Genomic DNA, 18,165 nt, shown 5'->3' with positions numbered 1-18,165 from the left:
GTGTCGTCTTGCTTACTCAAAAGTAAGTGATGGCATAAAAATGATGAAAAGTGCCGCTCAGCAAGCAGAGGACAGATATTTTTTGCAGTAAGCAGTACAGAGGGCATCGTTGATAAGCTAACGCTGACGCGGCACACACAAAAAAGGTGTGCAAATGTTATCTCAAGAATTTATGACTACGCCGGCATCTGTTGCCCGGCATTCTGAACTTGTAGAATGATCGAAACAAGTGCAGCAAAAAAGATTGAAATACGGAAGAAGATAAATAAAAACAAAAAGAAATCTCGATCTACCATCACAGAACAAAGTCGATATGCGAAGCTTAATCATTTGAAAGCTGTCGCAGTAACGTTGACTTACTCAGATAGAAACGAATACTCAACGAAGAATATCACTGCATTTATAAATAATTTGCGTCGAATTCTTAAAAACTATGGATGCAGTTTGCCTTATTTATGGACTTTGGAGTCTGCAAGCCATTTGCACTATCACCTTATTTTGTGGCTTCCACGTTATTTCAAGTTGGAGAAAGAGAGATTGTCGAAGTGGTGGAAATGGGGGGGTACGTGGATCGAAAGCTGTAAAAGCCCCATTGGATGGGGGCGCTATATCTCGAAGTTTGATTGTTTAGAAAAATTACCAAACGGAGCCAGATCTTTTGGAAGTGACGGGCTCGATGAAGTGGGAAAAATAGCGGTAGCAAGAGCGAAGTTGCCACAATGGTTGATCAAGCTATTACCAGAGGGAAAGTACGCTGTTCCTTGCTCAGGTGGCGGTTACGTCAACCCATCGACAGGAGAAATTTTCAGCTCCCCTTATGTCTGGACGCCGCGTGGTTGTGTTCTGCGAAAATCTATCAAGAAAGATGGTGACAGTGGAGGAGAGGAACTTGGGCATAGGAAGATGAATTCACTGGAGTTAGTTTCGCGGCCCAGCGCAAAAAAAACTATGTCCCGCAATATGCACGCGTGCTTCCAGAGTGCATTTGCATTTCTGTGATGTTGGGCGTCACTTTAAAATGAAATCTTACATTACGCCTGTGGTGCGGAAAACGCAGAAGAATAGCTCGCAGCATCTGCCGACGTAAATCGGCCAACGGTGGATTGCCACGTCCAGTTCAATGTTGTTTTGCTAATCAATTCATGGCACGATGCCGAAGTAATATTTGATGAGCAACTTCCGTGGCAGTTCTAAGAATTTAACTAGGTAATCGTGGTATGAACATTCTGAAAAAACTTTTTGGCGGCAACAAGGTTCTGAAATCCAGAGCTTCCAATATATCGGAGCCGCCAACAACAACCCCCGCTGACGACCCGAACCTGATTCGAGTATACGACGCTTATGATCGCGAGATGTTCATCACGCGGCAGCAGTGGCATGACAACGTCCTATTAGGCGCAATTGAAAAGCACTGGGACGACGCCGATAAACTTGCTGGGTTTATCATGCAGTCGCTGCATGATAAATTTTTTGAAGAAATGATCAAGCCTGCTGAACGATTGCTCGAATTGGAACGAGATGCCGAGCGCAGTGTTGTATTGCTCGCTATTGTTTACCTCAAGATTGGGCGCCTGGACGATTCTGAACGAGTTTTGCAACAATACATTTCCAGAAACGGGGAGAGTGGGATCGTCTTTACTAATCTTGCCAAGGTTTATGCTGAACGTGGAGACGAAGAGAAGGCGCTTGCAACACTATGGCATGCGCTGGAACTGGACCCTAACCAGGACAACGGTCTTGGTTGGTACGAAGTGATTCATCGCGAAAAAGGTGGCGAAACAGCTGGTATTGACGCACTACGCCGTATCGCGTCAATACCGAGTAGTTGGCGTGCGCAACTCTGGTTAGCGCGAGGCGAATTACGCTCGCAGCATTTGGGTGCAGCGCAAACTCTCTATCGCGAATGTCTTGCACGCGCCGGTAAACCCGCTCCGACGGATATGCTGGTGATGATAAGTGGTGACCTCGGCAACGCTGGTCATCTATCCCAGATATTTGAACTGGTTGAACCCGCATTCGAGCCAGCTGTGCATGGTATCGAAGTGGGCAATAATCTTATTAAGGCCCATGTCACTGTAGGTCAACTAGAGGATGCTCGAAAGATTCTAGACCAACTATACATTTTGAAACGTCCCGACTGGAAAGATGCCCTTGGTTTCTGGGACACAGAAATCGCAAGGACGAAAGTCGCAAAGGTCAACGCTAACAACGTTAAGGAAGAAAAAATAGAGATTGGTCTAATGGTTGATGCCGGTCCTGTCTGGTTGAATTACGACTCTCCGGCTGGAAGTTTATTTCCCGCAAAGGCTGTCGATAGTCCAGTGGTGTCCTTTCTCGGCAGCACTGCCGAAGTTGCTCGTGCCCCTGACCATGTCGAGCAACAACTAGCCGACCCGCCTGGGCGCATGAGCCGCGCTCTACCATTGTTTTTGGCCGAACAAATTGAATTTCGCTCTCACGCACGCTCTCAAACATTGATACCTTGGGTCACCGTTCCAAATGGCGGTTTTGTTCTTGGTGGTGAGGCATGGGAAGATGCTGCGGCGGTGACGATGACCCAGAATTGCGAACAAAAAGCCGACTATTTAGTCGTCACACATCTCAATACCACGACCGACGAGTGGGTCGTAGACCTACGCCTGTTGTGCACAAAGGATGGTCAATGCATTGGTCGAGTTTTTGAATCCTTTTCTTTGGCTGATCCATCGCGAGCTGTGCGGTGTCTCGCAGACAAGCTGCTGGAGTTGCTAAATACCAAAGCCGGTATTGAGATACATGCTGCGACCAATAAATACATACTCACTGAATCCAACTACTTTCCAGCATACCTGCTGCGCCTCGAGCAGCTTCTGGCTGTAAGGTGTAGCAGCATAGACAAAGTCGATAGCAGGTTTCTTAACGGCGAACGCGAAATCCTGGAAGGTAATTTGCTTCAATGTCTTGATGCGCCGACCAGTGTTAATACGCGACTACTCTTTGCGCAAACTCTCCGGGCGATGAAGCGAGCCCGACCAGACATTCTTCCAGAGTTTTCCGAGCGTGTGGCCTTACTGCAGAAAGAGCATCCATTAGCGGCACCTGTACAAAGGGTGGTGCAGGAAATATTTGATGAGGCATTGGCGTTATGAGTGGTATAGCTCAAGGTGCCTTTACGACTAGGCTCACGAACGGGTAGTCGATTTTGGTTGAAGAAAATCTCCAATATCCCTTGTAATCGGGATAGCCCATAATTTAAACATGCACATTGGTGCATATGCAAAAGGAATCATGGTTATGAAGAAAGTTTTATGGGTTAAATTCGGGTGGTCAGAATATTACCGCGGTGGTTCGGTTGATGGTAATTTTGCATGGTTGCACGATAATAAAGAAAAAGGTAGCGAGAGGCGTGGACATGAGGCGTTCAACTTCAATCCAGGACCTGATGGACAATATTATTGTTACGTTCCACCTCAAAAAGGGCAGTATGCACCCTCACACGAGGATCCCCATGGCTGGACAGTAATCTGTCTTGCAAAGAACCCAAAACATACTGGCGTCCACGTCGTCGGATGGTATGAAGATGCCACTCTGCACGGAAAATGGAATGAGCCGCCGCACGGCACTATCAAGAAGCGAGGAGATACCATACACCCAGCTTACGATTGGTCATATTGCATTTCTAGCAAAACCGCATATTTTATTTCACCTGAAGATCGTACCATGCCCTTTTCAGATAGTTCTATCAGACAAGGAAAATATTCATTCCTCGAAGGGCCAAACGTAAATGTCAATGAATCTAAGAAGCGGGTACTCAAACTTTTAGAGGAGCGTTTGAAAGCTCTTCTTCCTTTTGCAATAAAAAATCCGGATGAAAATAAGTTACCCGATCCAGAGTTAGACGCAACTGATCCATTTAAAGGGTTTGGTACGCCGGAGCATCGGAAAAAGGTCGAAATAGCAGCGGAGAAAGCGGTAATCGAATATTACAAAAAGAAAGGATTTGTGCACGAGCGGGTAACTAATCTTCCCTGTGGTTATGATTTCATTTTTAAAAAAGGAAAATTAGAATTTCATGTGGAGGTTAAAGGCACTGCCAGTACTTCACCGAAGTTTTATTTAACACGAAATGAACATGTAAAAGGTCTGCAATCAAACCCCAATTGGCGCCTAGTTATGGTAACTGCAGCGCTGAGCGCAAACCCTGTCATAGCTGAATATAACGCTGCTGAACTGACACGTACCTTTGATCTCGAACCCTATGTTTTTATGGGAACATTTGTTCCTATCCCACATAGTACATAATTACAAAAAAGATCACCTTTTGACAGTATGGGGCCATAGACGAGCTCGAAGATTGTAAGGTTAGTTAGGGTTGGATTGCCAAAGACGTTGCTTTTAAATTTTTCAGTCAAATTAAAAAACACTAATATGGAAATTAAATCTGAAATCTTTGCTGTGTCAATATTCAAGCCTTGGCTACCTTACTCGATTGACGCCTCCAGCTGTAAAATCTCATCCCAATAATTGTTCTACAATCGCAAACGGCTACATTGAACATACTGCAGATGTTCAGCACAGCGTGTAGCAATAATGTTATCAATATTTCTTGTCACTCCAGGCCGACCACAAATGTCACAGATTCGGCTTGATAATGATTCCGCAAGTAAAATTTTACCTCGCTGATTTTCAGAGACTTTACCCACGTAAAACCTTAACGTTCCTAACTTTTCTTTTACTTGCCTCACCGAAATTTGTGGCGATCCATTGTTTTCGATGTCAAGCTGAAGCGCTTCACAAAGCCCGTCAATCAAATCAAACCATCCATCTCCACACGCAAGACCTTCGGACATCCGCGAGTCAGGCGAAGTGTGCAGCCTAAAAATGCTCGGATAGCGCTTGAACAATAAATTACTTAATTGTGGATTCATTGGTATCACCTTGAGCTAGGAAAAATGCAAATAGAAATTACAACTTATCCTGATTAAGAGCCTCACATTTTTAATCGAGTATTCGCATTTCCTCCCAAATTTGAATCATTGTCGCTCAATGCTGCGACAAATAACGTCGCATGTAATATTCAAAATATTGCTTTATATCTGTTTGGCGTTACTGAAAAATAGTCAGTGGATATTTCCTTCATCGATAGTAGTGACGATAAAAGTCAGATCTGTATCGCACGACCCAATATCTTTACACCGATGATCTTGAAGAATACATTCGCCAGTAACTTGTTTTTTTTTGATGTAAGTTTGTTACCGAGAATTAGTTATGGTTTCTGCCTTTAATTTCTATTTCAGCAATAAATTCATTTTTGACTTACGATCTTAAAGTGATCGAGGGAAATATAAGTTATCTTTTTTTTTCTTAAATTAGTTGGTCTCGTACCTAGAAACGAAGGACGTGCAATGATGTTACACGATGAAAAAATTGCCAAATTATTCTCTGGCAATAAAACAGTTGACGCTCTTCGTATTGATGAGTACCTACACTGGGCTGCAAATCTCCAAAGTTATGCATGCGTCTTAGCGATGCCCCCCATACAGCGTGGGTTTGTCTGGAAAGCAAAACAGATTCAAGATTTATGGGATTCAATATTAAGAGGAATGCCTATTGGCAGTATCCTGTTAAAAGCAGAAAAGGCAAATAAACCAGCGTCTGGTATAGACCCTTCTAAACGAAAAATCGAGATAAATATAAAGCCTAGTTTTCATTTAATGGATGGTCAGCAACGTACCTTAGCGATGCTGCTCGGTTTTCCTGGTACCGAAGGGGCAGAGCACAAACTTTGGGTTGATTTCAGCGAGGCGGGAAAAAATGGCTCTTTATTTCAATTACGAGTAACTACGGCAGCTCAACCATTTGGTTTCAATCCGGACGGTAGTCGTTTTTCTGCAGAAGAGCGACGTAAAGCGCGCGACAAGTGGAATTGCGGGGAGGAAAGTAATGAAAAAAAATCAAATTCTGAAATTTTCAAAGATGAAAAAACGAGGCCATGGAAAACTAATGGAAAAAAACAAGAATTTATCTTTGAGATAAAGAGTTTGTGGCAAGAGATTGAGGCGAATGGTCAGCCGATTGAAAACATGAAGGCTATTCAAGAATGTCAGAATTACGAAAAAGAATCTAACGAAGAAATTTATGTTCGTGTTAAAAAATTTAGGTCAGCATTAATCAAGCTAAAGAGTCAATGGCTTGCCTTTATCAAGATACCGGATATTGATGTTCAAGAAAATATTGAGGATCCTAGTCATGATTATTTAACGATGTTGTTTGATCGAATTTCTTCAGGAGGAACTCGATTAAGTCCCGACGATTTATTGTTTTCAATGATAAAACAGAGTTGGCCGGAGGCACATAATGTTGTTTACGCACTGCAACAAAAGGTAGGTGCTCTGATGAAGCCTACTGATTTCGTCATGACGGCATTTAGATTGGCAGCGTTACAAGTTGGTAGTCCAGGTAGCAATGATCCTGAATTAAATGCTAAAACATTTCATAAGCAACTTGGTGGTTTACTTGAGGATGGCTATGGAAAATTGGCAGAGATGCTTGGAGAAAAAGGGGATCTTGTCTGGGCGTTTGAACAGCTTATCGATTTAATTAAATATAGTGATAACAATCAATATGGTATTCCAGTTGCAATGTTTCCCTATTTAGATAATTCAACATTACAAGTTGTTTTATATTGGATCATCATCAATAAAGAAAAAAATTTTAGATTGGATGAGTCCAGAAATGAAATTTTGCGTTTCATCTTATTTTCCTTCGTTTGCCATCAAGGCGCCGAATCTTTAAAAAAAGCCAGTAGGTTGGCAATAGCGAAAATTGCGGAAATTGTGAATATAGAAAAACTTTTTCCTGGTAAAGTTTTATATAAAGAGCTGACTGAACGTTGTGAAAGTCGGGATTTACCTATTTTTTATCCATTAATTAACCCTGTTGAAAAAGAATTAAATATAAATCAATTTCAAAGTAAATTAGAACGTGAAAAATATTACTTTGGAGATAGAGGTGCTTCTTTATATGCAAATTTCACGACAAGAAAAGGATTGTTGCTTTGGTTTCAACGTCACTTCATAAATGCTGAATTTGCAAATGATTTTCAACCAACGGCTGGGCAGGATGACGATAATGTCCCATATGATTTTGATCACCTAGTGCCACAATCGAATTGGTCTTCACTTGCTGGGCTAAACAGGGAGGAGATAAAAGATAAAGGGAATAAAGCGATATTTGAAAATCTATGGCATCGACGTGCACTCGGCAATTCAATAGGTAACTATCGAATTACTAGTAGTTCAAAAAACCGAAGCCGTGGAGATAAACCTCTTGAAGCAGAATTTTGTGATGAAAAGGTAAACTGGATTGACTATGCATTAAATTTGGAAAATGAGCTTGAATTTATAAACTGGATACTTGCTTCACCTGCAAACTGTGAACAGAATCCTGGAAATCAGCAGTGGGAGTGGAATGATCAACGTTTGCTTGCATTTCAGTATGCAGTTGAATCCCGAGTTCTGTATTTATATGAATACTATTTCAATAAGCTCGGATTTGAGGATTGGGTTATAAGTGAAACAACCACAATATAATAAAATTAGCACCAGTGCGAAGCCCGCTTGCCACAGCAATCTTTTTCAAGATATCCAATGACGGCTGCGCTTCACCTGCTTCATGACGGTTGATTTGCGTAATGAGAAAACCAAAACCCGAAACCTGTGCCAAGTTGCTGTTGACACGTTGACCAAACAAAGCGTACAGTACAAAAAATGGTACAAAAAGTCGGTACAAAGGCAAGTTTTGATATGTTGTAAGTCATTGATTTTAAACGTTTTTATTTTGTAAAATAACCTCTCACAGCTTCCGCCAAAAAACATGTAAAAAGGGGTGAAATCAAGTAGGATTTCACCCCTTTTTCTTTGTGTAATCAACCTCTTAGCGTTATGTTTCGCAAACTGACGTAAAGCTATGTAAAAGGTAGGGAGTAGGTAAAAAGTAGGTAACTTAAAAAAGTTACCTACTTTTGCCATGGCACTGACAGCAAAGCAGATTGACGCTGCAAAACCCAAGGACAAGCCCTATAAAATTCGCGACATCGAGGGGTTATATCTCTATATATCTATATCTCTGTCGCCGGATCAAAATCATGGAAGTGCGATGGTAATGTTGATGGCCGGCGCACGACGATCACGTATGGGAAATATCCCGATCTTTCTCTTGCTGATGCCCGCCTGAAAAATCTTGAGCGTTAAAAAGCCCCGGTTGAGCGCGTAAAGATGGCGCCGACATTTCGCGAGGTTGCCCAGGAGTGGCTTGAAAAGAAGGTTCCTTCGCTCTCCAATCCAAAACGTCAGCATCAGACCGTCACATCGCTTGAGCAATTTATTTCTAAAGTTGGTGATCTGGCGATCGATAAGATGCCGCTGGCCGTGCGAATGATGCACTCGATCGCGTACTCGCAACAACACCGAAAGCAAAAAATCGATGCTCATTGAGCAGCCTCTCCATCGCCTTCACACCTCAACTAACGACTCCTGCGTCCGTAGCTTTACTGTTTCCCGCACTAGTGGCTGGAGATCCATTGATAGCCAATAGGTCGAATAAGTAGAAAGGTTTACTATCCACTCGGCGACATTCCACCGTGGGCTATCTCAGCCTAGTTCAGTTTGAAAATCTAAAGTGCGCCTGGCGGAAGTATCTGTGACGTCGGGAAAGGCCAGTTTCAGCATCAACGCAGCTGGGCTGTATGTTATTTATCGTGATTTTATGCAGACCTTGTTAACGTGCGCAGCGCGAAGTTGCCGCTGCGCCTTATTTTGCACGAACACCTTTAAACAGTAGACGACTTAACCGCGATAGACACGTTCTGGTACGTTGGGCAAGGTGAGAGCGAGGTCGGCAATTTGGTCCTTGCGCAGAAAGACGACTCCAGGATGGCTCTTGACGTAGGTGATGAAGTCGTCCAGAGCTTTGACGCGGCCTGGCGTGCCGGCGATGCGGTCGTGGGTGGATATCGACATCATCCGACGCCGGCTGGCAGATTCTGAGTAGAGCTGGTCGAACTCATCACGGAGCTCTTGCCCGAATGCAGCAGCGGTGAGCGGGCCCTCAGCGCCGAAGCGAGCAATATCGTTCATGCGCAGTGTGTAGGGTACGATGGCGAAGGGTAGACCATTGATCTGGGTGCGCATAGGTTCGTCTCGCGACAGATCATCGATGTGGTAGCGAAAGCCGAGTGAGGCAAGGATGCTCAGCGTGTTTGGGGTGCCGCGTAGCCAAAACGCATTGAAGCCAGTAGGACGTGTGCCAGTGGCGGCTTCAATGGCAGCAATATTGGCTTCGTAGGAAGCACGTTCGGTCGCTTGGTCCATTGTCCAATGTGGAGTCCAGGTTTGCCCGTGTGCGGCCGCTTCGTGGCCGCGGGCGACGATTTCGTGCGCTAGTTCAGGATGTTTTCGCACCGCTTCACCCACCATGTGCGAGGTGACTTTAATGTTGTGTTTGTCCCATAAGTTGAGCAGGCGCGGGATACCTTCATAGATGCCGTAGTCGAACCATGTCCGTGCGGGTAGATCTGGCAGGCTTTGCTCCATGGCTGGGAACGGTGAGCCATTGTTGTGTTCGCTTTGGGCGCCTGCTTCGAACTGCATGGAGACGGAAATTACTAGCCGGATGTTATCGGGCCAAAAGGTGTGTGGAGTTGGCATGTATATTTCCTTATCCGGCGATCAATGCGCCGCTGTCGAGATCGATTACCGTGCCGGTGAGGGCACGGGCTTGCATGGCGAAGAGGTAGGCCGCGGCTGTGTCTTCGGGGCTGGCAACAAAGCCAACTGGGAGCGTGCTACTGAGCTTGTCAAATACGGCGGCACGGGAATTCTCGTCCAGATGGACCCAACTGGGAGTGTCGATGGGCCCCGGGCTGACGGCGTAAAAGCGTAATGGAGCGAGTTCCTTTGCCAATTGCCGGACGGCTGCTTCGAGTGCAGCGTTAATGAGCGTTTTGGCGAGGGCATTGATCGTAGGTTTGCGAGCCAACATGCCAGAGGTAAAGCCGATGGAGCCACCGCCACGGATGCGCGGTGCTGCGTACTTGGCCGCCAGCAGGCTACCGTAGAGCTTGCTGTCCACTACATCATGTAGGGCAGAGAAATTTTGTGTGACGAGTGGCGAGGCTCCGATGGGGGCGGCAGCGGTGACGACGAGGTGATCAAACGTACCAATATGCTCGAAGAAATCAGCGACTTGGTTTTCGTCGCGTATGTCGAGCACTTCGGTAATGATTCCAGGGATATCCTGGGCGGCTGCGGTTAGCTTGTGGGCGTCCCGCCCAGCGATGTGGACTTTCCCGCCTTGCGCGGCAGCGCCACGGGCAACGGCCAGGCCGATACCCGAACTGCCGCCGATGACGACAATTCGTTTGTCTTTGAGTGACATGATAGTTCCTAGGTTTTAGTTGTTGGAATTAGTGACCGACAATGCCCAACTGTTGCAACAACGTCAGGTTGTCTTCCAGGTGCCAGTTCTCGGCGATACGCCCGTCGGCAATCCGATAAATATCGGTTGCGATGAAATCTACTTTTTGGCCCTTACCCTGTACGCCGTTGAAGTGCCCGGTGAAATGTCCGGTGAAATGCAGACGGCCCACCACGCGGTCACCGACAAGGAGCATTTCATCGACCGAAGTAACGAGATCGGGTACGGCAGCACGAAAATTGCGGGACGCAAATAAGGGACCTTCAATTCCTTGTGGGCGGCCGGTCGGCAAAGTACGGTCGATAAAGTTGCTGTCAAGCGCCGCTTTGGCGAAACTGGCATCGCCCGTGTTCCAAAAGGCGTAGTAGCGACGGGCGGCGAGGCTCATAGACTCCTGCTGCGAGGGTGCAATGCCCTTATCGACGATAACGGAGGGTGCGTCAGGCAGAGCGGAACTATCGGCCGCACTGGCGGCGTTGCCCATGAATGTGATCGTGACGGCAATGATTAGTTGGTGAAGTTGAAAAGTGGTCATGGATATGTCCTTTAACGATTATTCGTCAGCCACTTGCTGACGTATCGCTATTTTTATCTTTATTAAATTGGAATAAAATTGATGAAAATGCATAAGCATCTGTTCCATTTTAGAAAAGATTGAGAGACTTCCATGGTAGAGTTAGCAGATATGCGCCTGTTTGTGAGCACGGTGGCCTGCGGTAGTTTGTCTGCGGCGGGGCGTGAGCTTGGTTTTTCTCCGGCAGTGGGTAGTAAGCGACTAACCCGTCTGGAGGCGGATTTGGGCGTTCGACTGTTGCAGCGCAGCTCTCGTCGTTTGGCTCTGACGGAGGAGGGGGTAATCTACTACGAACGCTGTCAGGCGATTTTGGCCGATGTAGCTGATGCGGAGGCCGCCGTGGGCAGTGTCCGGCAAGAGGCGCAGGGCGTGTTGCGGGTATCTTCCCCAGTGGCGTTGGGGCGTCGCTGGATCGGACCGGCCTTGGCTGAGCTGGCATTGATGGCGCCAAGGTTGTCTGTTCAACTGACGCTGACAGATCAACTTGTTGATTTGATTGAGGGCGGTCTGGATTGCGTTGTGCGTATTGGCGGTGCACCTGATTCGCGGCTGATTGCGCGGTATCTCACGGATAATCGCCGTATCATCTGTGCAGCACCAACCTATTTGAACCAACGTGGCATACCCCAGACGCCGGCAGAGCTGGTTGCACATGATTGCATCGTAATGAGTCGCAGCAGCGCATCCCATGCAGACTGGCGTTTGGAGCAAAGCGATACGGGGCTGCAGACGACCGTAAGGGTCAAGGGGCGATTTGCGACGGATAATGGTGAACTTGCCCACGACTGGGCGCTTGCAGGCATGGGCTTGGTGCGCAGGTCTTTCCTCGACGTTTCGGACGAGTTAGCCAGTGGCCGTTTAGTGGAAGTGCTGCCACAGTGGACTGGTGAGCGCGCCCCTGTGCAAGTGATGTACGCATCGCGCAGACATTTGCCGGCGAGGGTGCGACTGTTTATCGATCACTTGACGGCGATGTTTGCGCGTGCCGCAATGTAGTACGCTAAGGAACACTGACGAAAAAATCGATGCATGGCACGAAAATTCGTTTCGCTTCTGCCCATAGAAATACCGAAGCCGCCGGAAGGCTTTTGAAACATGCTTTACAGGCCGAAATGAATGAGCGTATGGGTGTCGGCTATGGTGCAAACCCTCATAATTCACTTCTTGCAAGCCTGATTCGCCTTAAATCTGCAAGGTTATCCTTTACCCTCATCGACTGCTTAGTAAAGTAGTCTCTTACAGCGTAACGGCATCGTGCCGATCCGCTCAAATATAGACCAATCGCTCTTAAAATGAATGTTGATGCCTCTGCTTCAAATCTTTTGCGCGCTGCTCGTCGCTCTGACTTGGGGCGAGTGCAAAAGGGGCACTGAAGTCAGCTCTCCAGTGCCATCTAAGTGTCAGTTTACTGACTAATTTTTCTGATCAACATTACTGACTGATGAAATCCAACAAGTCCTGATTCAAGCGGTCTTTGTGCGTGTCTGTGATACCGTGAGGAGCACCTGGATACTCGATGATTTTCGCACCTTTGACTAATTTTACGGTCGCTCGCCCTGAGGTTTGAATCGGAACGATTTGGTCATCGTCACCATGAATGACCAGGGTCGGCACGTCGATGCGTTTCAAGTCTTCTACAAAATTGGTCTCGGAGAATGCCTTGATCGAGTCAAAAGTCCCTTTGTGCGAGGCCGTCATGCCTTGCAGCCAGAACGCGTCGATCAAACCGGCGGAAGCGCTTGCGCCGGAGCGGTTGAAGCCGAAAAATGGACCACTGGCAATGTCTTTGTAGAGTTGCGAGCGGTTTGTGGTTGATCCTTTGCGTAGGCCATCAAACACTTCCAGCGGAACGCCATTCGGGTTCGCCTCGGTTTTCAGCATCAACGGCGTCACTGCGCTCACCAGAACAATTTTGCTGACGCGCTTGCTGCCGTGCCGGCCGACATAGCGTGCCACCTCGCCCCCACCAGTTGAGAAACCCACCAGTGTTACGTCTTTCACATTTAACGTCTCTAGTACGACGCCCAAGTCATCCGCATACTGGTTCATATTGTTGCCATTCCATGATTGTCCAGAGCGACCGTGGCCGCGGCGGTCATGCGCAATCACCCGGTAACCTTTCTCGGCCAGGAACAGCATTTGGGCTTCCCAGCTGTCCGAGTTCAGCGGCCATCCATGGCTGAAGACAACGACTTTGCCCTCTTTCGGTCCCCAGTCTTTGTAATACAGTGGCGTGCCGTCTTGGGCCGTGATGAACATGGAAGACGGCTGGCTCACACTTGGCGCAGCAATGGCGGTGTGAGGTGCGGATATTGCAGTCAGGCTGGCAGCTGCGATGCTTGAAGCGAGGAAGATGTTTTTGAAGACTTTCATGATGTTCACTTTCGAATCTGTAAGTTTGTTTGCCAATCGGCAGAACAGAGTTTGCCTGTCTTTAATGTATGATATGTGGCATTGAGTGCACATTATTTTGCAAACAGTTCAAAGATAACAAATATGACAGATCGTTTAGCTTCACTACTCGCACACTTCAGCATCAGTGCCAAAACCTTTCATGCCGGCGCCTTATGCGGCATCAACTCAATGACCGGTAGTGACGGGCTGGGCCAGTTGCACTTGATCCGACAAGGTGAAGTCAAGGTCATGCATGGCTCAAAGCTCGTTGTCCACATCAATGAGCCCAGTCTGCTGCTGTATGCGCAGCCACTTGCCCGGCGTTTTTTGACTGACAAAACGAAAGGGGCAGAGTTCGTCTGTGCCGACCTCAGCTTCGAAGGCGGGAAGGCTAATCCTGTAAGAGCTGCACTACCTGCTTTTGTCTGCTTGCCCTTATCAAGTTTGCGCGATAGTAAGCCCGTGCTGGATTTACTTTTTGGCGAAGCGGCAGGCACTAACTGTGGACGACAAAAGATGCTCGACAGTCTGTTTGAAGTGCTACTGATACAAATTCTCCGCGAACTCATGGAACACCACCTTGTTCAGTCCGGCATGCTGGCCGGGATGGGACATCCGCGTTTACGCCGGGCTCTGGTCGCTATGCATGACCAGCCAAAACGCGACTGGTCTTTGCATGATTTAGCAGTCGAGGCTGGGATGTCACGGACTTCGTTTGCCAATACCTTCCGTGATGTGGTGGGGGTAACGCCGGTACAGTATCTGCAAAATTGGCGTGTCGGCCTGGTGCAAAAACTACTCGTAGAGGAACATTCAATGCGCCAGATTGCCGATGAGGTGGGTTACTCCAGCGAAGCAGTCTTGTCACGTGCTTTTCGTGCGCAAACAGGAACCTCGCCGCGTGAATGGCGCAAGAATCACGAAGACTCTTGCATAGTGCTGCAATCTTGATGCTATTTATCAAAAGTATGATGACGGGACGGTATTTTGTGTATCGAACAGAATGCAACGTTACACTAACGGTTCACGATCATACGGCGCATTAAAATTGAGCCCAGAGCCAGACGGGATAATCCGAGTCCGATCAATGCTTTCATGACTGGCGTAGTAATCTACCTTGGTGTGTTCGACGAACACAGTGTCAGCGATGCGTGGTGATTAATACAAATCGCGCAGATACCCTGAAATTTTTATAGCCGCTATTCGCCTCAGTCAATTGCGCGCCGCACAGATCAGCGACAAGACCTGAGCGTCCGGCCCGGTTTCATCTATCAACGCCAGTCGGTGATCGGCGAGATCAAACAGGTGGCTATCAATTGCATTCTAGGCTTGCTCAACTTCAGCTGTAAGAAAATGTTCTTCGATACCAATCCATTTCATGGATTACCTTGGATACTCTGTTGTGCCACACGTGGCTGTACCTCCATTCAGTCCAATCTTACCTGGTGCCCAATACCTTCTGCACATTAGCCGGGCGGGTGAAATACCACTTGCGCTTAGGGTGCGACGCAAACGCTGAATGGAGGAGACCTTGCCAGTCAGCTCAAACGTCGCTCCGGCATACTTTGCTTCAGAAAGACCTTGCGAATGGGTTGGTACCAAGTGCTGCATTAGGTTCAAGAGCCGCGTGACCCAACGGAGTAGAGCCCATCTCGATGCGCTGCATGGAATGTAATCAAACTGAGTTTGCATGCACATTCAAAATAAGCCAGAAAAATCAACTCGAAACCTTTGTCTTGATTGAGCTTTCGGCATTCATACTATCGATCAAGTACCCTTAGATCTTGGCACTTCAGATCTGTTTTTTGGGTCGCTGACCTGGCTGGCAATGCCGCTAGTGTTTGCACGCAAGATCTGCTTTTTCCTTTGTGCGTTTCAATTTTTGTCGGGCTTTGGCTTCTGATTTGGGTGATGCATTGCGTGCATCTTCTTCGGCCCATTTCACTTGCAAATGCGCTTTGTCACACTGGCTTTTTTGTTTTTCTGTTTTAGCAGCTTGCCGACTGTTTTCTTTGTCTCGTTTAACTTCTGTTTTGTGCCGTTCTCGTTCTAATCTGGCGGCTTCTTTTTTATCTTGCGCCAACTGGGTGATGCGATGCTGTTTTTCGCTTTCGCTGTCCGTTGAGTCTTGCGTTACTTTTTTCCCCAAGTTTTTTTGATCCTGTGTGCAGGGTGTCTGGCTGTATTGCACCCGCCCATCTTTTTCACATTGATAAATTTCCGCCGCAGACAGATGCTGTGTATAAGAAATGCAGAGTAAGAAAACCATCAGAAAACGTTTCATTTACATCTCCCTGATCAGATAATTTTTCCCGGGTTCATCAGATTGTGAGGATCTAAAGCCTGCTTTATCGAACGCATCAGATTCATTTCGATGGGCGATTTATAACGTAGAATTTCTTCTTTCTTTAATGCACCGAGACCATGTTCGGCGGAGATCGATCCGTGAAAATGATGAACCTGATCATGCACCAGCCGGTTGACTGCTTCCTGGTTCTGAATGAAGACGTCAGCCGATTGAGCATCTGCGGGGGAAACGTTGTAATGCAAATTGCCGTCACCCATGTGGCCGAAACAGACTACTCTGCTTCCTGCGAAATGGTGCGCTAATAATTGATTCGTTGTTGCGATGAAGGCGGGAATGCTGGAAATGGGAACGGAAATATCATGTTTGATATTTTTCCCTTCCTTTGCCTGCGCCATGGAAATGTTTTCCCTGAGGCTCCACAAGGCATTTGCCTGGGTCAGGTTTTCTGCCAGGACGGCGTCAAGGATATGCCCCTGATTTAACTGTGCTTCCAGAAAATCCCTGATGAACAGTGTTGCGCGTTCCGCGGATTGATGCTCGGACGTTTCTAACAACACGTAATACGGATATTGTTGCGTGAACGGATCAGACTGGTTGGGAATATGTTTGATCACCAGTTGCAGGCAAATCCTGGAAATTAATTCGAACCCGGTCAGGGTGGGGCCTAGTTTTTTACTCGCTTCATTCAGTAATGATAAGGCTGCTTCAGGACTTTCCAGCGCGACCATGACCGTCATATTGGCCACCGGTGCAGGATACAATTTGAGTGTCGCGGCGGTAATGATGCCCAGAGTGCCTTCGGCTCCGATAAAGAGATCGCGTAGGTCGTAACCTGTATTGTCTTTACGCAAGCCTCGCAAGCCATCCCAGATATCACCGTTTGCAGTGACGACTTCGAGCCCAAGGCATAAGTCGCGTGCGTTGCCATAGCGCAGTACAGCAGTGCCGCCCGCATTCGTAGCGAGATTGCCGCCGACGGTGCAGCTTCCCTCTGACGCCAGCGACAAAGGGTAAAGCCTGCTCACCTTTGCCGCTGCTTGCTGAATCGCGCTGAGCAGGCAGCCAGCTTCCGCGGTCAATGTATTGTTTGCCGTATCAATTGCGCGGATGTTGTTTAAACGCTTGAGTGAAAGCACCACTGATTTACCGCTACTGTCAGGGATACTACCTAAAACCAGGCCAGTATTACCTCCCTGAGGAACAACAGATACGCCGAAAGATTTACAAATAGTGATCAGACTGGCGACTTCTTGTGTTGACGCTGGCCGTAAAACTGCTAAGGCATTCCCACGCAGACGTTGACGCCATTCCTGCTCGTAGGCAAATGTGTCTTCTTTATCCGTCAGAACATAACTGGCACCGATAGCGTTACGGCATTGCTGGATGAATTCAGTCATTCTGACTCTTTCTGGCTTTTTTTGCTTCCTTTTTAATTGGACGCAGGTAACCCAGAATGCCTGTGACATAGGTGACAGAGAGTATAACTTCCATCCAGGCCAGTTTAACTGACAGCAGATTGATGTCGCTATAGGCGCGGACGATACCTTCAGTGAAATACAGCCAGATCAGCATCGAGGTCCATTGCATCGTGTAATTATCTTTGCGTAAAACGCCGCGCAAAGGAATAAACAAAGGCAATGCTTTCAGCATGAGCCAGAAGCTGCCCGCCCTGACTGGTGCCAGCCAGGCTTCCCATAAAATACACAACAAAATCAGTCCAATCAGACTGACACAGGCGAGCAGGTGAAATTGTTTTTGGCGCGCCGTAATCATGATGCTGTATTGAGTTTGACAGCCGTTTCCGCAAGCCTGCGGCCCAGTGCGATTGCCAGACGGCGACTATCTTCGGAGATCGTGTTTTTTCCATCCAATCCGGACCAGTGGGTGGCGCCGTAAGGGCTGCCGCCTGTGGATGTCGTCATCAGTTCAGCTTCGCTGTAAGGCAGGCCGGTGATCAGCATGCCGTGATGCAGCAGCGGTAACATCATGCTTAATAAAGTTGACTCCTGACCGCCATGCAGACTGCCGGTACTGGTGAATACACAGGCTGGTTTTCCGCTCAGTGTTCCTGAAAGCCAGTCGGCGGCGGTGCCATCCCAAAAATACTTCATTGCCGACGCCATATTGCCGAAGCGCGTCGGCGAACCCAGTGCGATGCCTGCGCATTCCTTCATATCTGAGAGTTCGACATACGGTGCACCGCTGGCGGGAATGTCGGATTCGCTGGCTTCTGTTGTCGGCGACACGGATGGCACAGTACGCAATCTGGCATCGCAACCGGGAACACTTTCAATTCCCTGTGCGATAAATTCTGCCAGTTTTCGTGTGCTTCCATGGCGTGAGTAATATAAAACGAGTAGGGTGAGGTTAGTTGTGTTCATATTTATTATTATATTGGGCTTTATTGTGACTCTCTCAGTAAAATAGAGGACTT

General features: G+C 47.4%; 16 protein-coding genes. 7 read left to right on the top strand and 9 right to left on the bottom strand.

Annotated features, from left to right (window positions below; translation table 11 throughout):
• The first annotated feature begins 216 nt into the window (after positions 1 to 216).
• The 3 genes from H8K29_RS10285 to H8K29_RS10275 all read left to right on the top strand — a co-directional run bounded on the left by H8K29_RS10285 (position 217) and on the right by H8K29_RS10275 (position 4,281).
• On the top strand, positions 217 to 999 hold the full coding sequence (locus H8K29_RS10285; RefSeq protein ID WP_186897500.1) for a hypothetical protein: 783 nt from the start codon (positions 217 to 219) through the stop codon (positions 997 to 999).
• Between the two features lie 218 nt (positions 1,000 to 1,217).
• Positions 1,218 to 3,128, top strand: a complete 1,911-nt coding sequence (locus H8K29_RS10280) for a lipopolysaccharide assembly protein LapB (RefSeq protein WP_186897499.1) — start codon at positions 1,218 to 1,220, stop codon at positions 3,126 to 3,128.
• Between the two features lie 145 nt (positions 3,129 to 3,273).
• Positions 3,274 to 4,281 carry a DUF3883 domain-containing protein gene (locus tag H8K29_RS10275; RefSeq protein WP_186897498.1) on the top strand — a complete coding sequence of 336 codons (1,008 nt, stop codon included), beginning with the start codon at positions 3,274 to 3,276 and terminating at the stop codon, positions 4,279 to 4,281.
• 227 nt (positions 4,282 to 4,508) lie between these two features.
• On the opposite strand, the gene H8K29_RS10270 is transcribed toward H8K29_RS10275, so the two are convergent.
• Positions 4,509 to 4,907: a hypothetical protein gene (locus tag H8K29_RS10270; RefSeq protein ID WP_186897497.1), complete on the bottom strand. Its 399-nt coding sequence runs from the start codon at positions 4,905 to 4,907 to the stop codon at positions 4,509 to 4,511.
• A 477-nt stretch (positions 4,908 to 5,384) separates the two neighbouring features.
• On the opposite strand from H8K29_RS10270, the gene H8K29_RS10265 reads away from it, so the two are divergent.
• Both H8K29_RS10265 and H8K29_RS18200 read left to right on the top strand, forming a co-directional pair.
• Positions 5,385 to 7,571: a DUF262 domain-containing protein gene (locus H8K29_RS10265; RefSeq protein ID WP_186897496.1), complete on the top strand. Its 2,187-nt coding sequence runs from the start codon at positions 5,385 to 5,387 to the stop codon at positions 7,569 to 7,571.
• Between the two features lie 513 nt (positions 7,572 to 8,084).
• Complete coding sequence (locus H8K29_RS18200; protein ID WP_370527166.1) at positions 8,085 to 8,231, top strand: Arm DNA-binding domain-containing protein; 147 nt, start codon at positions 8,085 to 8,087, stop codon at positions 8,229 to 8,231.
• 594 nt (positions 8,232 to 8,825) lie between these two features.
• Here H8K29_RS18200 and H8K29_RS10255 read toward each other — a convergent pair.
• Genes H8K29_RS10255 through H8K29_RS10245 form a run of 3 tightly spaced genes read right to left on the bottom strand, consistent with a single transcriptional unit; the run spans position 8,826 to position 10,990 of the window.
• A complete protein-coding gene (locus H8K29_RS10255) occupies positions 8,826 to 9,686 on the bottom strand; it encodes a polysaccharide deacetylase family protein (RefSeq protein ID WP_186897494.1) in 861 nt (286 codons plus the stop codon).
• Positions 9,687 to 9,696: 10 nt separating this feature from the next.
• Complete coding sequence (locus H8K29_RS10250) at positions 9,697 to 10,416, bottom strand: SDR family oxidoreductase (protein ID WP_186897493.1); 720 nt, start codon at positions 10,414 to 10,416, stop codon at positions 9,697 to 9,699.
• Positions 10,417 to 10,444: 28 nt separating this feature from the next.
• A complete protein-coding gene (locus H8K29_RS10245; protein WP_186897492.1) occupies positions 10,445 to 10,990 on the bottom strand; it encodes an ester cyclase in 546 nt (181 codons plus the stop codon).
• A 132-nt stretch (positions 10,991 to 11,122) separates the two neighbouring features.
• On the opposite strand from H8K29_RS10245, the gene H8K29_RS10240 reads away from it, so the two are divergent.
• Positions 11,123 to 12,025 (top strand): LysR family transcriptional regulator, encoded by a 903-nt coding sequence (locus H8K29_RS10240; protein ID WP_186897491.1) that lies wholly within the window; start codon positions 11,123 to 11,125, stop codon positions 12,023 to 12,025.
• A gap of 435 nt (positions 12,026 to 12,460) precedes the next feature.
• Here the strand turns inward: H8K29_RS10240 and H8K29_RS10235 are convergent, their stop codons facing one another.
• Positions 12,461 to 13,402 carry an alpha/beta fold hydrolase gene (locus H8K29_RS10235; RefSeq protein WP_186897490.1) on the bottom strand — a complete coding sequence of 314 codons (942 nt, stop codon included), beginning with the start codon at positions 13,400 to 13,402 and terminating at the stop codon, positions 12,461 to 12,463.
• 123 nt (positions 13,403 to 13,525) lie between these two features.
• Between H8K29_RS10235 and H8K29_RS10230 the strand changes: the two genes are divergently transcribed.
• Entirely contained in the window at positions 13,526 to 14,374 is an 849-nt protein-coding gene (locus tag H8K29_RS10230) for an AraC family transcriptional regulator (RefSeq protein WP_186897489.1), read from the top strand.
• Between the two features lie 883 nt (positions 14,375 to 15,257).
• On the opposite strand, the gene H8K29_RS10225 is transcribed toward H8K29_RS10230, so the two are convergent.
• The 4 genes from H8K29_RS10225 to wrbA are packed head-to-tail and all read right to left on the bottom strand — an operon-like array spanning position 15,258 to position 18,112.
• Complete coding sequence (locus H8K29_RS10225; protein ID WP_186897488.1) at positions 15,258 to 15,707, bottom strand: DUF4124 domain-containing protein; 450 nt, start codon at positions 15,705 to 15,707, stop codon at positions 15,258 to 15,260.
• Positions 15,708 to 15,721: 14 nt separating this feature from the next.
• Entirely contained in the window at positions 15,722 to 17,128 is a 1,407-nt protein-coding gene (locus H8K29_RS10220; protein WP_186897487.1) for an FAD-binding oxidoreductase, read from the bottom strand.
• Positions 17,121 to 17,504: a DUF2069 domain-containing protein gene (locus H8K29_RS10215; RefSeq protein ID WP_186883475.1), complete on the bottom strand. Its 384-nt coding sequence runs from the start codon at positions 17,502 to 17,504 to the stop codon at positions 17,121 to 17,123. Before H8K29_RS10215 ends, H8K29_RS10220 begins: the two co-directional genes overlap by 8 nt.
• Positions 17,501 to 18,112 carry an NAD(P)H:quinone oxidoreductase gene (gene wrbA, locus H8K29_RS10210; RefSeq protein ID WP_186897486.1) on the bottom strand — a complete coding sequence of 204 codons (612 nt, stop codon included), beginning with the start codon at positions 18,110 to 18,112 and terminating at the stop codon, positions 17,501 to 17,503. Before wrbA ends, H8K29_RS10215 begins: the two co-directional genes overlap by 4 nt.
• Between the last annotated feature and the right edge of the window lie 53 nt (positions 18,113 to 18,165).

The sequence above is a fragment of the Undibacterium sp. CY21W genome (assembly GCF_014284265.1).
GTDB lineage: Bacteria > Pseudomonadota > Gammaproteobacteria > Burkholderiales > Burkholderiaceae_D > Undibacterium > Undibacterium aquatile.
Note: the sequence above shows the minus strand (reverse complement) of the source record. Positions and strands in the feature narration are given on the sequence as shown.

Excerpts from the sequence above, each read along its gene's own strand:
- H8K29_RS10285 (WP_186897500.1), top strand. The coding sequence starts at position 217 with ATGATCGAAACAAGTGCAGCAAAAAAGATTGAAATACGGAAGAAGATA.
- H8K29_RS10275 (WP_186897498.1), top strand. The coding sequence starts at position 3,274 with ATGAAGAAAGTTTTATGGGTTAAATTCGGGTGGTCAGAATATTACCGC.
- H8K29_RS10280 (WP_186897499.1), top strand. The coding sequence starts at position 1,218 with ATGAACATTCTGAAAAAACTTTTTGGCGGCAACAAGGTTCTGAAATCC.
- H8K29_RS10215 (WP_186883475.1), bottom strand. The coding sequence starts at position 17,504 with ATGATTACGGCGCGCCAAAAACAATTTCACCTGCTCGCCTGTGTCAGT.
- H8K29_RS10230 (WP_186897489.1), top strand. The coding sequence starts at position 13,526 with ATGACAGATCGTTTAGCTTCACTACTCGCACACTTCAGCATCAGTGCC.
- H8K29_RS10255 (WP_186897494.1), bottom strand. The coding sequence starts at position 9,686 with ATGCCAACTCCACACACCTTTTGGCCCGATAACATCCGGCTAGTAATT.
- H8K29_RS10245 (WP_186897492.1), bottom strand. The coding sequence starts at position 10,990 with ATGACCACTTTTCAACTTCACCAACTAATCATTGCCGTCACGATCACA.
- H8K29_RS10225 (WP_186897488.1), bottom strand. The coding sequence starts at position 15,707 with ATGAAACGTTTTCTGATGGTTTTCTTACTCTGCATTTCTTATACACAG.
- wrbA (WP_186897486.1), bottom strand. The coding sequence starts at position 18,112 with ATGAACACAACTAACCTCACCCTACTCGTTTTATATTACTCACGCCAT.
- H8K29_RS10220 (WP_186897487.1), bottom strand. The coding sequence starts at position 17,128 with ATGACTGAATTCATCCAGCAATGCCGTAACGCTATCGGTGCCAGTTAT.
- H8K29_RS10240 (WP_186897491.1), top strand. The coding sequence starts at position 11,123 with ATGGTAGAGTTAGCAGATATGCGCCTGTTTGTGAGCACGGTGGCCTGC.
- H8K29_RS10235 (WP_186897490.1), bottom strand. The coding sequence starts at position 13,402 with ATGAAAGTCTTCAAAAACATCTTCCTCGCTTCAAGCATCGCAGCTGCC.
- H8K29_RS10270 (WP_186897497.1), bottom strand. The coding sequence starts at position 4,907 with ATGAATCCACAATTAAGTAATTTATTGTTCAAGCGCTATCCGAGCATT.
- H8K29_RS10265 (WP_186897496.1), top strand. The coding sequence starts at position 5,385 with ATGATGTTACACGATGAAAAAATTGCCAAATTATTCTCTGGCAATAAA.
- H8K29_RS10250 (WP_186897493.1), bottom strand. The coding sequence starts at position 10,416 with ATGTCACTCAAAGACAAACGAATTGTCGTCATCGGCGGCAGTTCGGGT.